Source organism: Micromonospora sp. NPDC005367, assembly GCF_040606825.1.
GTDB lineage: Bacteria > Actinomycetota > Actinomycetes > Mycobacteriales > Micromonosporaceae > Micromonospora.
On the sequence record NZ_JBEXFP010000015.1, the window covers coordinates 106,672 to 121,859 of the forward strand.

At 74.8% G+C, this 15,188-nt stretch carries 9 protein-coding genes; 4 read left to right on the plus strand and 5 right to left on the minus strand.

Annotated elements, in window-relative coordinates; translation table 11 throughout:
- The first annotated feature begins 188 nt into the window (after positions 1-188).
- Entirely contained in the window at positions 189-1,052 is an 864-nt protein-coding gene (locus ABZS42_RS13610) for a PspA/IM30 family protein (RefSeq protein ID WP_355144926.1), read from the plus strand.
- 22 nt (positions 1,053-1,074) lie between these two features.
- Positions 1,075-1,845 (plus strand): hypothetical protein, encoded by a 771-nt coding sequence (locus ABZS42_RS13615; RefSeq protein WP_355144928.1) that lies wholly within the window; start codon positions 1,075-1,077, stop codon positions 1,843-1,845.
- 107 nt (positions 1,846-1,952) lie between these two features.
- Here the strand turns inward: ABZS42_RS13615 and ABZS42_RS13620 are convergent, their stop codons facing one another.
- Both ABZS42_RS13620 and ABZS42_RS13625 read right to left on the minus strand, forming a co-directional pair.
- Complete coding sequence (locus tag ABZS42_RS13620) at positions 1,953-5,594, minus strand: hypothetical protein (protein ID WP_355144930.1); 3,642 nt, start codon at positions 5,592-5,594, stop codon at positions 1,953-1,955.
- Between the two features lie 262 nt (positions 5,595-5,856).
- Positions 5,857-6,735 carry a zinc finger domain-containing protein gene (locus ABZS42_RS13625; RefSeq protein WP_355144931.1) on the minus strand — a complete coding sequence of 293 codons (879 nt, stop codon included), beginning with the start codon at positions 6,733-6,735 and terminating at the stop codon, positions 5,857-5,859.
- A gap of 110 nt (positions 6,736-6,845) precedes the next feature.
- Between ABZS42_RS13625 and ABZS42_RS13630 the strand changes: the two genes are divergently transcribed.
- Positions 6,846-8,099, plus strand: a complete 1,254-nt coding sequence (locus ABZS42_RS13630) for a hypothetical protein (protein ID WP_355144933.1) — start codon at positions 6,846-6,848, stop codon at positions 8,097-8,099.
- Between the two features lie 96 nt (positions 8,100-8,195).
- On the opposite strand, the gene ABZS42_RS13635 is transcribed toward ABZS42_RS13630, so the two are convergent.
- The gene (locus ABZS42_RS13635; RefSeq protein WP_355144935.1) at positions 8,196-9,032 is read right to left on the minus strand and encodes an SAM-dependent chlorinase/fluorinase; all 837 of its coding nucleotides are present in this window, start codon (positions 9,030-9,032) and stop codon (positions 8,196-8,198) included.
- A gap of 46 nt (positions 9,033-9,078) precedes the next feature.
- The gene (locus ABZS42_RS13640) at positions 9,079-9,573 is read right to left on the minus strand and encodes a GNAT family N-acetyltransferase (protein ID WP_355144937.1); all 495 of its coding nucleotides are present in this window, start codon (positions 9,571-9,573) and stop codon (positions 9,079-9,081) included.
- A 204-nt stretch (positions 9,574-9,777) separates the two neighbouring features.
- Between ABZS42_RS13640 and ABZS42_RS13645 the strand changes: the two genes are divergently transcribed.
- The gene (locus ABZS42_RS13645) at positions 9,778-10,371 is read left to right on the plus strand and encodes a hypothetical protein (RefSeq protein WP_355144939.1); all 594 of its coding nucleotides are present in this window, start codon (positions 9,778-9,780) and stop codon (positions 10,369-10,371) included.
- 163 nt (positions 10,372-10,534) lie between these two features.
- Here ABZS42_RS13645 and ABZS42_RS13650 read toward each other — a convergent pair whose 3' ends face one another.
- Complete coding sequence (locus tag ABZS42_RS13650; protein ID WP_355144993.1) at positions 10,535-15,112, minus strand: ATP-dependent helicase; 4,578 nt, start codon at positions 15,110-15,112, stop codon at positions 10,535-10,537.
- Between the last annotated feature and the right edge of the window lie 76 nt (positions 15,113-15,188).

Genomic DNA, 15,188 nt, shown 5'->3' on the forward strand with positions numbered 1-15,188 from the left:
TTCGCAGCCGTAGCCGCTCTCGCTCCCTCCGCGTAGGGTTGATCGCAGACGGTGTCGGTCGCCTGCTCGCCGGTACGGGTGCCGGTCTGGTGCCCGGCTGAGACGATGGGGAAGCTGCCGTGCCGGTGGTCCGTCGTTCCGTCCGGCTCGTGCAGGCGAACCGACGCTACTGAGGGGATACTGCGGAGATGGCGAACCCGTTCGTCAAGGGGTGGAAGTACCTGATGGCGCTCTTCGGCGCCCGGATCGACGAGCACGCCGATCCGAAGGTCCAGATCCAGCAGGCCATCGAGGAGGCGCAGCGCCAGCACCAGGCGCTCGTGCAGCAGGCCGCCGCGGTGATCGGCAACCAGCGACAGCTGGAGATGAAGCTCTCCCGGCAGATGTCCGAGGTCGAGCGCCTCCAGGCCAACGCACGTCAGGCGCTCGTCCTGTCCGATCAGGCCCGCGCCCGGGGCGACGAGGCCGAGGCCGGGCGGTACGAGCAGTCCGCGCAGACGCTGGCCACCCAGCTCGTCTCCGCGGAGCAGTCCGCCGAGGACTTGAAGACCCTGCACGACCAGGCGCTCGCCGCCGCCGGGCAGGCGCGTCGTGCGGTGGAGAACAACTCGATGATCCTCCAGCAGCGGCTCGCCGAGCGCACCCGGCTGCTCAGCCAGCTGGAGCAGGCGAAGATGCAGGAGGGCGTGGCCCGCTCGCTGGAGTCGATGTCGGCGCTCACGGCGCCCGGCACCACCCCCTCGCTCGACGAGGTCCGTGACCGGATCGAGCGCCGGTACGCCAACGCGATGGGCCGCGCCGAGCTGGCCGGCAACTCGACCGAGGGCCGGATGCTGGAGATCCAGAAGGCGACTCTCGACTCGGCCGGCTCGGCCCGGCTGGAGCAGATCCGGTCCAGCATGGCCGGTGAGCAGCTCGGTGTGCAGCAGCGGCAGGGCGGCGAGCAGCCCGCGGCTCCGGCGACCGACCAGGCCGCCGCCGCCCGCCTCGACGAACTCCGCGCGACCATGGCCCGCGAGCGCGGGACCGGGGACACCACCGCCGCCGGCTGAGCGGCCGGCCAGAGGGGGCAGGGTGGCAGACGAGCGTACGCGCTACTTCCGGCGACTGGCCCGACTTCGCCGGTCGGCCCGACGGTGGAGCGTGCTGGCCGGTGGCCTCGGCGGCGCGGCTGCCGTCCTGACCCCGTACGCCGGTCTCGGGCTGCCGGACGCGGCCTGGGTCGGTGCGGCGGGCAGTGCGGTGGCCCTCGCCGCGTGGCGCTGGATCGACCTGCGGGCCCTCGCCGCGCAGCCGGCACCTCCGCCGCTCGACCCGGCCGAGGCGGCCGCCCGATCCGCGGCCCGGCTGGTCGCCGCCGTCGAGCGGCTGCCGGCCGGATCCGGTGTGGTCGCCGAGGTACGTCGCGTCCGCGCCCGGGTGGCGTTGCGGGGCACCAGCGCGGCTGAGCCGTGGACCCGGCTGGACCGGGCGGCGCTCACCCTGGCCGGCATGCGGCAGCGGTTGAGCGGGCTGGCCGAGCCGGCCCTGCAGGAGGCCGAATTCGCCGACCATTCGCTGCGGGAACTCGCCCACCGGGTGGCGAGTGTGGAACGCGCGCTCCGGCTCGCCCCGGTCGACGCGCGGGCCTCGCTGGCCGACACGCACCGGGTCCTCACCGAGCAGCTGGAGAGCGGGGTGGCCGCCTACGAGCGGCTCGTGGTCGCCGCCGCCGGTTACCTCGCCGAGGATGCCCGCCCCGATGCTCCGCACCCGGCCGCGGCACGGCTGACCGAGGCGACCGACCTGCTGCACGGCGTCGCCGGCGCGCTCGCCGAACTGCGCACCCCCACCCCCCACCCCTAACCCGCACCGCCCCCACGGGTCGTCGGGACCTCGCGCACGGAGAGAGTGGCCATCCCACGCGGAACGGCCGCTCTTTCCGGAAAAGTGCCGCCACCGGTGGGGTGCGGTCACGGTGGGGTGGTGATCGTCGTCGGGGGAGTGAAGGGGGAGCTGCCCACCACGTTGAAGGCGCGGACCCGGTAGTGGTAGGTGACGCCGCGAGCCAGTCCCGTGTTGGTGAAGCTTCGTCCGGTGACCGTGAACGTGGCGACCGCTCGGCTGAACTCCCGGTCGAGGGCGCGCTGGACGCTGAACCCGGCGCCCGGCCCGGGCGCGGCCCCCGGTGCCCAGCCCAGAACCACCGTCGCGGTGTCGGGTTCCGATGCGCTGGTGGTGACGGTCACCGCGTCCGGCGTCACCGGAGCCGGCGGGGTGGTCACCGTGCCCACCGTCGACCACGGTGAGGCGGCGCCGAGATAGGTCGTCCGCACCCGGTAGTAGTACGTGGTGTTCGGTGCGACCGCCGGGTCCAGGTGGTTGTCACCGACCCCGACGGCAGTGGTGGCCGGGCCGCTGGTGAAGGTGGGATTGGTGGCCCGCTGTACGTCGATGCCGGTGGCGAAGGACCGGTTCGACCAGCGCAGTGCGACCCGCAGCGGGGCGGCCGGCGGGATCGCCGCGGTCAGCCCGGCCGGTGCGGTGAGCTGAACGGAGGCGGGCACGCTGTTCGACCAGGACGAGCAGCTGACGGCGTTCTCCGCGCGGATCCGGTAGTGGTACGTGACGCCCGGGGTGACCGTGGCGTCGGTGTACCGGGTGGCGGTGGCCGCCACGGTGATCGTGGTGACCCCGGTGGTGAAGGCCGCGTCGGTCGCCCGTTGCAGCAGGTGGCTGGTGGCCGGTGGGCGACCGCCGTTGCCGGTCCAGGCCAGGGTGATGCCGGGCAGCGCGGTGGCCGAGCCCGGCACCGGGGTGGCGGTCAGCCCGGTGGGTGCCTTGGGCGACACCCGAAGCACGAGCGGGCGGTTGGTGCCCAGGTCGCGGTGGCCGCCGAGCTGGCTGTGCCAGCGGTACTCCCAGCCGAGGTTCACCAGCTGGTTCACCACCAGGGCGGGCCGACCGTCGAACGGACTGACCGGGGTCGAGCCGGTTCGGGTGCCGGCCGGCCGGGCCGGGTCGAGCAGCCGGACGCTGTCACCGATCTTGAACGGCAGGGCCGGGGCGACCGGGCGCAACGCGACGACCACGTCCTCGCGAGGATTGACCCGGATGACCTCCTTCCAACCCAGCTCACCGGGCTCGGGTGGGCGGATCGTGCCGTCCCAGCCGACCCGGTTGATCACCTGGAGGTCGCAGCCGTCCAGGCGCAGCGCCTCGGTCTGCCGGCTGTTGCCCACGATCCGCCAGACCTGTGTGCCGTCGGCGGGGGCACCGATCGGCACCGCCGGGTCTGCCGCGAAGAGGATCTCGGTCGCCGGGTCGTCCGGACCGAGCGGCAGGGTGGCGGGGGAGCGCGGCCCGGCATGCGGGTGGGCGACGCCGAGGCGGACGGCGGCTCGGCCGTACCCGGGCTCGAAGACCTGCTGCACGGCCTTGACCGTGATCGGCACCGCGACCGGGACGGCACCGCCGGCCGGGGTGAACGTGACGGTCGCGGCGTGCACCGGGACCACCGTCGGGTGTGGCGTCCGGGTACCGATCGCCTCGTCGTACGCCGGCTGCGGCACGATCGGCGGGCGCTGGCTGGCCGCGTACGCCCGGGGCAGCCGATCGCGCAACCGGGCCAGGTCGTACGGCGCCGCCGGGGTGCCGCGTACGCGGAACTGGAGCAGGGTACGGGTGTTCGGGCCGTACCCGGCGCGGGTGGGGGGTGAGCCGCCCTCGGCGGTGCGGTCGGGCGCGTCGGTGTGGTGGTCGTAGCGGGGGTCGTAGCCGGGCAGCGGAGCGGGGCAGTCGTTGTAGAGGATCAGCGTGCCGCCCGGTGGCACGGTGGAGAAGTCCACCACCACGTCGGCACGTTCACCGGGAGCGAGCAGCAGCGCGTGTCCGTCGACGTTGAGCACGGTCGGGTCGCGCCGGTCGTACCGGTAGCCGATCGGGCGGTTGCGGATCACCACCGGCGCGGGCAGCAGGCCACCGTCGTTGCCGACCTGGATCAGCTCCGGGCCGGCCGCGCGCGGGTCGGGCACCCCGCCGTCGCGCCCGTCGGCCGGCCAGTCCACCGGCCGGCCGGGAGCCCGCGCCGCCGGCACCATCGGCACCTCACCCGCGTCGGCGTCGAGCAGGTTGCCCTCGTCGTCCCACATCGGCGCGTCCGAGCCGGCCCGGTACAGCTGGAGGTTGAGGCCCCGGTCCAGGCAGGCGTTGAGGATCCGAAACCGGTACGCCCGCGGCTCCACCTCCAGGTAGGGGTAGGCGACGCCGTTGACCAGCGGGGTGTCGCCGAACGCCTCGGGAACCGCGCTCGGGTGCGGCACCCCCGGGGTCAGCGGCGGCTCCTCGGCCGCGGCGACCGGATCGTGGTGCGGGTTCGGCACAGGCCCCGGGCCGCCGTCGTGGTCGAGGTCACGGTCCCCGCCGGCGGTACGCGACCAGGGCCCGTAGTCCCAACGGCCGGTCGGGTTGATCCCCGCGCGGTGGTACGGATTCTGCCGGGGCTGGTAGACGTGCGGGAACCACAGGCTGCCCCGCGCCCCCCAGCGGTCCCGGTCCCAGGTCGGGTCCTCCTCGGCGAGCTGGGTGTCGTCCGGTACGAACGTCTTGTCCTGGATCACCAGTGGCAGTTCGTCGCCGGGGAGCACCCCGTCGACCACGAGCTGCTCCTCCACCGGATCGGTGAGCAGGTAGAGCGCGATCTGCCCTGAGTAGACGGTCAGCCGGGACAGGCCGAGCGTGTTGTCGTGGAACCACATGAGCCGCCCGCTCTGCTCGTTCGGGTAGTAGAGCGTGGTGGCACCGGCTCCGGGCGGCGGCATGTCCGGCACGTGGTGCAGGCCGACTCCCGTCGGGTACGGGGTGATCTCGCCGGCCGGGGTGACCCACTGCAACGGGTTGCCCGCGCTGATCCAGCCGGTCTGCGCGCCCGCGAGGTGCAGCACCGCGCGGTTCTGCGGGTACGGCGCCGGGCCGTCCAGCGGGCCGATGCCGGCCCCGTCGACGGTCTCGTCGACCGGCAGGAAGAGTTCGCCGAACCGGCCGGTGGGCAGCTGGTTGATGAATTTGATCCGCACCGGCCGGCCGCGCCGGGCCCGGATCAGCGGGCCGAGGTGCCAGGGGCGGCCGGGGGGCGCGACCGTGTTGTGCCCGGACTCGTCGGTGCCGAGGTTGAGCTGCCGGTAGCCCCGCAGGCGGGTGGCGGGCAGGTCCCGGTGCAGCCGCTGGGCGTACTGCTGGAGTCCGATCTCGTAGTAGTCGCAGCCCGGGTACGTGATGGTGTCCGGCACCGCCACCGGCAGGTACCCGCCCAGTTGGGTGCGGCCGAGCGGACCCGGTCCGGGTAACGCGTCGACGAACTTGCGCAGGCCGGTCCCGGGCAGAACCTGCCCGTCGGCGTCGCAGGTGGGCAGCGGGCTGCGGGCGAAGTTCGGCACCGGGCCGAAGTAGCGCGGAACGGCGGCGGGATCCAGACTGGCCGGTGCGGCCACGACCGTCTCCTCGGCGGCCCGAGCCGCCGGCACGGTCGCTGCCTGTCCGTCGTCGGCGGAGCGGCCGTCGCCGCCGCGCGTCACGCGGTCCGCCCACGTGGTCCGGAGTCTGCGGAACATCGCCATGGCTCTCCCCGGGCTCGGGGCACGACCGTCGCCACCCCGGCGTGGCGGACCCGGTCGGGCCGGCTCTGCTGACGTCTGGTGAACGCCCAATCGCAGCATGCGACGTCAGGGTCGAGTTAGGAATTACCCAATCGTCCCAATCTGGGCAACGGGTGGTGCGCCTTCGGCCGGATGTTCCGTTGCGGGCTCCGACGGGCAGACGGGCAGGTCAGGGGTCCGACCGGGCGGTCGGGTCAGGCCCGGCGGCGCTGCGGTCGGCCCGTCAACGGGCCGGATCGGGCTGGCAGAGCGGGCACCAGTAGGTGACCCGCTCACCCAACTCCTCCTTGCGAATCGCCGTGCCGCACCGGCGGCACGGCTGGGCTCGCCGGCCGTACACGTAGGTGGTCTGCCCCCGGTGCAGCGAGCCGGTGCTGCTCTGTGTCCAGCGCCCCCGGTTGGCGGCGAGCAGCCGCTGCGCGAGGGCCACCAGGCCGGGCAGGTCGGGCACCGCGCGTACCGGCGTCGCCGGTGAGACACCGCGCAGGAAGAGCAGCTCGCACTTGTAGAGGTTGCCCACCCCGGCCAGGTTGTGCTGGTCCAGCAGGGCCTCGCCGACGGCGGTGTCGGGGTGGGCGGCCAGCCGCCGTACCGCCTCGGCCGGATCCCAGTCCGGACCGAGCAGGTCCGGGCCGAGATGGCCGAGCAGGCGCTCCTCCTCCGCGGTGGGCAGCAGCGCCAACTCGTGCAGGTGGTAGCCGACGGCCACGGCGTCCACGCTGCGCAACACCACCCGGATCAGGTGACCCGGGCGCGCGGCCCAGCGTTCCCCCGGCGCGTACGCCCGCCACGCGCCGTCCATCCGCAGGTGCGAGTGAAGCGTCCAGCGGGCTCCGGGCGCCTCCCCACCGTCCGTCGTGGCGCCCGGTGCGGCGGTGTTCGTGCCGGCGGGCGGGCCGGCCGGGGGGGCGGCACCGCCGGCCGGCGCTTCGAGGCGGAGCAGCAGGTGCTTGCCGCGGGCGACCGACTCGCGCACGGTCCACCCGGCCAGGTCGGTGGTGGCGAGCTGCGGCACCCGGAACTCGCTCGCCCTCAGCGTCGCGCCGGCCAACGCCCGGTGCAGGACGCGGGCGGTGTTCCAGACGGTGTCGCCTTCGGGCATCCTGCCATTCTCCCTCGGCCGAACCGGATTCGCATGTATCGCTATTTGTAGCGTGCTTACGCTTGATCTCCCGACATGGGCACTATCAGGAAGTTCTGAGGAGTTTGCCCATGAGACATGTTCATCGTCACCTCCGACCCGTCCTCCTCGCCTCGCTGATCGTCGCCCTCACCGCCGCGCTCATGCCCGCCGCCCGTCCGGCGCCGGCCGCTCCACCGCTCGCCATCGCCTTCTCCGCTCACACGACGGGCGGCGAGCAGTGGAGCATCGACCTGTCCGTGGTCGACGGCGACGACGTCAACGTCCGGCAAACCTCGGCCGGACTCCGGTTGCGCGACGCCCGGCCGAGCGCCGCGCGGCTCGCCCACCGCCCCGGCGGCGTCGCCGAGGGCATCCTCCACAGCGCGCCGCGCACCCTGACCGGGCCGGCCACCCGGGTCCGCGCCGACATCGCCGCACGGGTCGCGCCAGGCGCCACGCTGGAGACCCACGTGCGCGGCTGGCGCATGAGCGGGGGCTGGACCGAATGGCGCGCCACCACCGCCGTCTTCGACCAACCCGTCACGCGGGTGCAGACCCGGCTGGTCCTCACCGCCCGCGACTCCCGAGGCGTCGTCACGGTCCGCGCCGTACGACTCACCGCCGACGCGGTCGCCGCGGTCACGGCCGCCAACCCGGGCCGTACCTACCGCGTCTTCGCCACCCGGATCGGCCTGGTCGGCGAGGTGACCGCCAACGGGCGGATCATCCAGCCACGGGACCACTTCGTGGCGCTGCCGTCGCGGCGCGGGCTCGCCCCGAACAACACCGGCGACTACACCGCCCGGGTCTGCACCACCAGCGGCAGCCGCTGCACGTACGCCCCGGTCTGGGACGTCGGCCCGTGGAACACCCGGGACGACTACTGGAACCCGAGCGCGGTACGGGAGAACTGGAAGAACCTGCCGCAGGGCCGGCCCCAGGCCCAGGCCGCCTACCAGGACGGCTACAACGGCGGGCGGGACCAGTTCGGCCGGGTGGTGCTCAACCCGGCCGGCGTCGACCTGGCCGACGGGACCTTCTGGGACGGGCTGCTGCTCACCACGAACGCGTGGGTGGACGTGGCCTACCTCTGGACCGGCTCCGGTCCGCACGGCGTCGTCGGTGACGGGCCGCTCAACATCCGTACCGGCGCGAGCACCACGTACCCCTCCCGCGGGCTCGCCGCCCGCTACGCCAACGTGCCGATCCAGTGCTACGTGGCCGGTCAGACCGTCGCCGGTCCGTTCCGCACCACCAACCGGTGGGACCGCCTCGCCACCGGCCAGTACGTCAGCAACGCGTACATCTCCGCCGTCTACGGCGGCGCCGTGCCGCGCTGCTGAGCACGGCTCCGGGCCGGGACCGTGTGCCCCGGCCCGGGGCAGCCCTCGGCGGTGCCGGCGCGAGCCGTCACCGCAGGGCCGAGACCGGAGCCGCCGTCAGCCGCTGATCCGGACGAGGTCACCCGGCCGTACACCCAGCCGGTCGACCGCCCGCCCGCCGTTGACCGACACCGCCACCCGGTCGGCCGAGTCGGGATGCACCACCAGTTCGCCCGGCCGGGCATCGCCGAACGTCCGCCCGTGCACCGCCGTACGCCCCGGCGCGCCGTCCCCGGCCGGCTCCGGCGCCGGCAGCGGCGGGCCGGCCGGCGCGGTCACCCGCACCATCGGCGGGAGCTGCTCCAGAAGCTCGGCCGTGGCGGCTAGCTGCACGTTGCCGAAGTGATCCACGGTCAGCACCTCGGCGGTGAAGCCGGCCGGATCAGCCGCCACGATCGGCTCGGGCAGCCGCACCAGCTCCGCCGGATCGAACGCGGGCCCCGCCTCGGCCAGCGGCACGCCGAGCGCCAGCCGGGCCGCGACCGGCGAGAAGACGTCCCGACCGTGGAACGTGCCGGACACCCGCCGGGCCAGCCAGGCCGCGTTGGTCAGCTCGACGGCGCCGGTGACCCCGCCCAGCGCGTCGGCGGCGTCGGCCAGCAACCCGTTGTCCGGTCCGACCAGCAACCCTCCCGGCGTGGCTAGGGCGACCCCTCGACGCGCGGTGCCGACACCCGGGTCGACCACCGCCACGTGCACCCCGACCGGCAGGTACGCAACGGTCTGGGCGAGTACGGCCGCACCGCGGCGTACGTCGGCGGGTGGGATCAGGTGGGTCACGTCGATCACCCGGGCGGCCGGGGCGATCCGGGCGATCACCCCGTGGCAGGCAGCCACGAAGCCGTCGGCGAGGCCGTAGTCGGTGGTCAGGGAGATCCAGGGCGTGGCGGGCATGGCTCGCAGGCTAACCGTCGCCCCGGGTCAGCGCCCGGGTTGTACCTCACCCCGCCCCTGCGGTGAGCTGTCGGCAGCGGTACGCAGCTCCAGGGTCAGCTCGTCGTGCAGCGGGATGCCGTCCTCCCCGACGAACGGGATCTCCGGCTTCAGGCGGCGCGCCCGGTTCACCGCCCCCCGGGTCCACCCCGACCAGGCACAGGCCGCGCTGCTGGTAGAAACACAGCGCCCGCAGGTTGTCGTTGCCGGCGATCAGCCAGAGCCGGGGCAGGCCCGCCGCCCACGCCGTAGACGCGGCCACCTCCAGCAGGGTGGTCCCGGCCCCTGCGCCGGGTACGGCGGCCACCAGGCTCACCACCTCCAGTCCCTCGGCGTCGCACCGGTAGGCGAGCGCACCGACCACGGCGCCGGCGCCGTCCACGGCCACCAGCGTCGGCAGCGTACGCAGGTCGTACCGGGTGTCGTGGGCGATGACGTACGGGCCGCCCCACTCCCGCTCGTGCAGCGTGTCCACCTCCGCCCGGTCGCCCGGCTCCGCCACCCGTACCTGATCCCGCCCATGCCGTCCCTCCTCGTCGGGCCGTCTGCCCGCGTCGGCCTGGCGCTCCGCGTCGGCCCGGTTGCCCGCGTCGGGTGGCGAGGTAGCGCGGCGGCGCGCTGAGTGGTTCCTCGTGCCGGATATGGGACAGGGTCTCTGGCCGACCGGCCACTGCCGCCGTCCGGCCCGGTTCGGGAGACTGCCCTGGTGACACATCGGAGCCTGCCCGCCGTCGCGGTGCTCGTCGTGGCTGTCGCCCTCACCGCCGGATGCGGCGACGGGAACCGGCCCACGGCCGCTGCCGTAGCGTCCAGCACCCCGACCACCAGCCCGTCCTCAGTGGTCTCGCCGCCCCGCACCGGTGCGCCCGTCGCCGAGTCCAGCTCCGCTCCGGCAGCTCCGGTGGTTCCACCGGCCGGCGACGCTCCCGCCGTGCAGGAGCCCACCGAACGTCGCCCGGCCAGCCCGCCGCCGGTGGTGCTGCCGCGCCGCCCGGCGGGTGCTCCCGGCGCGAAGCAGGTGGTCGACGCGTTCCGGGCCGCCGGATTGAAGGTGCCCAACCCCCGTGACGTTTCCGTCGACTGCGGACCGGACGGCCTCGGGCTGGGCTGCTCGGAGATCATCGCCACGGATGCCGTGACGGTGTACGTCTTCCCGGACGAGATCAGCGCGAGCGACATCGCCGACATCTGGAGCGGACAGTCGTACCGGCGGGGCGCGGTGGTGCTCAACTACCTGGCGGCGCGTACTCCGGCCGCCGACCGGCTCCGCTACGAGAAGGTGCTCGCCGGTCTCGGCTGAGCGAGCGCGTGCGCGCGGCCTCGCGGCTGGTCCGCCGCCGTCCGCCGGCGGCGACGACCGCGCCCCGCGCCGGCGCCACGGCGTAGGCCCATGGCAAGCCGATCATGACCGGCCTGCGACGGCTGGATCCCGCGCTTGCTCGACACGATCGACAGGATCCGGCCTAGCCGCGTAGGCGCAGGCCGCGGGGAGTGGCCCGGAAGCCGGCGGCGGTCAACGCGTCGCGCAGCGGTGAGGCGTGCACCGCCTCACCGTCGGCCCGCTCCACCGAGATGGCCCCCAGCGCGCCGGAGTGCACCGCGTCGGCCAGCGCCTTACCGGCCGCGGCGAGCAGGTCGACGTCGTCGGTGAAGGAGAGCAGGGTCCGCCCGCCCCGCTCCACGTAGAGCACCAGGTCGCCGCCGACCAGGACGACCAGGGCGCCCGCCTTGCGGCCGGCCCGGTGCCCGGTCGCCGGGGTGTCGCCGTCGCCTGAGTCGACCGCACGGTCGGGCCAGGGCAGCGCGGCCCCGTACGGGTTGGCCGGATCGGTGGCGGCGAGCACCAGGGTGGGACCGCCGCGGCCCCGGAACCCGTCGGCCGGCTCGGCCAGCGCCCGGATCCGCTCCACCGCGCCGGGCACCGCGAACTGCGCCGCCCCCAGCCCCTCGACGAAGTAGCCACGCCGAGCCGCGCCGCGTTCCTCCAGCGCGGACAGCACCGGGTAGACCGCGGCGAAACCGCCGACCACCTGCTCGGCCACGACCGCGCCCCGGGTGAGTACGCCGTGCCGCTCCAGCAGCAGGTCGGCCAGGGCCGCCGCCCTGCGGGTCGGGTCGGTGTCCCGGTCCGGGAGGCGGGACCAGCGCCCGGCCACGGTCGGCGGGCCGCTGCGGGTGGGCAGCGCCACCCGGCCGGGACGACGGTAGCGGGTGCGTGGCGCCGACGGCCGGGAGCGGTGTGCGCCCCCGGCGCCGAGCGCCGCCCGCAGCGGCGACAGCGTGTCGTTGGTGAGGTGGCCGGCCCAGACCAGGTCCCAGATGGCGGCGGCCAGCGCGGTGTCGTCGGTCGAGCCGACGCGGTCGGCGAGCCCGCGGAAGAACAGCGCCTGCCCGTCGGAGAGCGCGTCGAGCACCGCCTCGTGCAGCGGCGTCGGTGTCAGCGCCTCGTCCGGCGGGGGAAGCAGCAGCGGAGCGGCATCGGCGTACGCGAGGGTGACCCAGCCGTCCCCGCCGGAGATCGCTCCGGAACCCGCCCAGACCACCTCGCCGCTGGCGCAGAGCTCGTCGAGCTGAGCGGGCGAGTAGTCGGCGACCCGGCCCGGCAGCACCAGTCGTTCCAGCGCAGACGCCGGCACCGCCATGCCCTGCAACTGCTCAACCGCCGCGGCCAGCGCCTCCACGCCCCGGGCGGACGAGCCGACCTGCTGCCAGCGGGGCAGGAAAGCGGCGAGCGCTCGCGGCGGCACCGGTTCGATCTCCCGGCGCAGCGCGGCCAGGGAGCGACGGCGCAGCAGCCGTAGCACCTCGGCGTCGCACCACTGCGTACCGACGGTCTCCGGGGTGAACTCGCCGGAGACCACCCGGCCGGTGGCGGCGAGCCGGCGCAGCGTCTGCTCCACCACGAAGACGCCGAGGCCGAACCGGGCGGCACAGCTGGCCGCCGCGAACGGCCCGTGGGTGCGGGCGTACCGGGCGACGAGATCGCCGAGCGGGTCGGAGACCGGAGCGAGGTACGCCTCGGCCACCCCGACCGGCAGTGCCACGCCGAGCGCGTCGCGCAGCCGGGCGGCGTCCTCGATACCGACCCAGCGTTCCTCACCGCCGATACGTACGCGCAGCACCCGGCGGGCCGCCTCCAATTCGGTGAGCCAGCCGGCCGGTACCCCTCGCTCGGCCAGCTCGAACGCGTTGAGGTCGCCGAGCACACGCAGCAGCTCGACCACGTCCTCGGCGTCACGCGGGCGGCGCTGCTCGGTCAGCCAGCGCAGCTGCCGCTCCGTCTCGGCGAGGACCGTCGGGTCCAGCAGTTCCCGCAGGTCGACCCGGCCGAGCAGCTCACCGAGGAGCGCCGAGTCCAGCGCCAGCGCGGCGGCCCGCCGCTCGGCGAGCGGGGCGTCGCCCTCGTAGAGGAAGGCGCCGACGTACCCGAAGAGCAGCGAACGGGCGAACGGCGACGGCTGGCTGGTCTCCACCTCGACCAGCCGGACCCGGCGGGCGGCCAGGTCACGCATCACCCCGGCCAGCGCCGGCTGGTCGAAGACGTCCTGCAGGCACTCCCGGGCCGCCTCCAGGGTGACCGGGAACTCGGCGTACTCCCGGGCGACGTCGAGCAGCTGGGCGGCGCGCTGGCGCTGCTGCCAGAGCGGCTGCCGGCGACGGGGGTCGCGGCGGGGCAACAGCAGCGACCGGGCCGCACACTCGCGGAACCGGGCGGCGAACAGCGCGGACGTGCCGACCGACTCCTCCACGAGCTGGGCGATCTCGTCGGGCTCGAAGGCGACCACGTCGGCGCCGGGCGGCTCGTCGACGGTGTCCGGCAGGCGTACGACGATCCCGTCGTCGGAGGGCATCACCTGGGCGTCCACCCCGTAGCGTTCGGTCAGCCGCCGCCCGATGGCCAGCGCCCAGGGCGCGTTGACCCGAGCACCCAGCACGCTGTGCACGGCGAGGCGCCAGTCACCCAGCTCGTCGCGGAACCGCTCGACGACGATCGTGCGGTCGTCCGGCAGGGAGCGGGTGGCCGCGCGCTGTTCCCGCAGATAGGCCAGGAGATTGCCGGCCGCCCAGTCGTCGAGCCCGCCGGCGCGCAGGGCGGTGGTCGCGGCCTCGTCACTCTGCCGGAGCAGGGCACGCACCCGGGCCCCGATGGCGCGGCCCAGCTCGACCGGCCGGCCCACGGTGTCGCCCTTCCAGAACGGCATCCGGGCGGCCTGTCCGGGAGCGGGGGAGACCAGCACCCGGTCGGGGGTGATCTCCTCGATCCGCCAGGAGGAGGAGCCGAGCAGGAAGACGTCACCGACCCGCGACTCGTAGACCATCTCCTCGTCGAGTTCGCCGACCCGGGCGGCGCGCTCGGCCCCGGCCAGGAAGACGCCGAAGAGACCCCGGTCGGGAATCGTGCCGCCGCTGGTCACCGCGAGCCGCTGCGCTCCGGGGCGGCCGGTGAGCAGGTCGGTGGCCCGGTCCCAGACCAGCCGGGGGCGCAGCTCGGCGAAGGCGGTCGACGGGTAACGGCCGGAGAGCATGTCGAGCACCGCGTGCAGGGCGGAGTCGGGCAGCTCGGCGAAGGGCGCCGCCCGGCGGACCACGGCGGCCAGGTCGCCGACCCCCCACGGCTCGAGCGCCACCATCGCGACGATCTGCTGGGCCAGCACGTCGAGCGGGTTGCGCGGGAGGTGCAGCTCCTCGATCGCGCCCGCCCCCATCCGCTCCGCGACCACGGCGCAGGAGAGCAGGTCGCCACGGTGCTTCGGGAAGACCACCCCGCGGGAGACCGCCCCGACCTGGTGCCCGGCGCGGCCGACGCGCTGGAGCCCGGCGGCGACGCTGGGCGGAGCCTCGATCTGCACGACGAGGTCGACCGCGCCCATGTCGATGCCCAGTTCGAGGCTGGAGGTGGCGACCACGGCGGGCAACTGCCCCGACTTGAGCGACTCCTCGATGTGCTTGCGTTCCTCGCGGGAGACGCTGCCGTGGTGGGCCCGGGCGATCACCGGTGCGGCCCCGGCCGCGGCGCCGGACTGGGCCATCACCTCGGCCGGCGGGCGGGGCGCCCGTAGCGGTCCGTCGGCGTACGCCTCCGTTTCGCGTACGCCGTCGGGCCCGATGGTCAGCTCCTCGGCGGCCAGCTCGTTGAGCCGGGCGCAGAGTCGCTCGGCGCTGCGGCGGGAGTTCGTGAAGACGATGGTCGAGCGGTGTGCCCGGATCAGGGAGTAGACCCGCTCCTCGACAGCCGGCCAGATGGACGCCCGGCGCGGACCCGGCCCACCCAGCCCGTCATCGAGGGGCTGCTCCTGCTCGTCGAGACGGGTCATGTCCTCGACCGGCACCTGGACGGTGACCTCGATGGTCTTCGCGGTGGCCGGCTGGACCACGTCGACCGGCCGGGCGCCGCCGAGGAACCGGGCGCAGCCGTCGATCGGACGGACCGTGGCGGAGAGGCCGATCCGCTGTGCCGGCGCGGGCAGCAGCTCGTCGAGGCGTTCCAGGGAGAGCGCGAGGTGGGCGCCGCGCTTGCTGCCGGCCACCGCGTGCACCTCGTCGACGATGACCGTCTGCACGCCGCGCAGCGAGTCGCGGGCGGCGGAGGTGAGCAGCAGGAAGAGCGACTCCGGTGTGGTGATGAGGATGTCTGGTGGGGTGCGTGCGAAGGCCCGCCGTTCGTCGGCCGGGGTGTCGCCGGTGCGCATCCCGACGGTGATCTCGGGCGGGGCGACGCCGAGCCGCGTGGCCGCCTGGCGCATGCCGGCGAGCGGTGCGCGCAGGTTGCGCTCCACGTCGACGGCGAGCGCCTTGAGCGGGCTCACGTAGAGCACCCGGCACCGCTGCCGGGCGTCCGCCGGAGCCGGCTCGCGGGCCAGCCTGTCCAGCGACCAGAGGAAGGCGGCGAGTGTCTTGCCGGAGCCGGTCGGCGCCACCACGAGCGCGTTGCGGCCGGCGGAGATCGCGCGCCAGGCCCCGATCTGCGCGGCGGTGGGCGCGGCGAAGGCAGCGTTGAACCACTCCCGCGTCGCCGGGCCGAATCCGCCCAGCACATCCATGCCGCCCGCCTCGGGGCCGGCTGCCACATCCGCCACCCATCCATACTGCCGCGCGCCTGTGACAACCCGCGCCGAC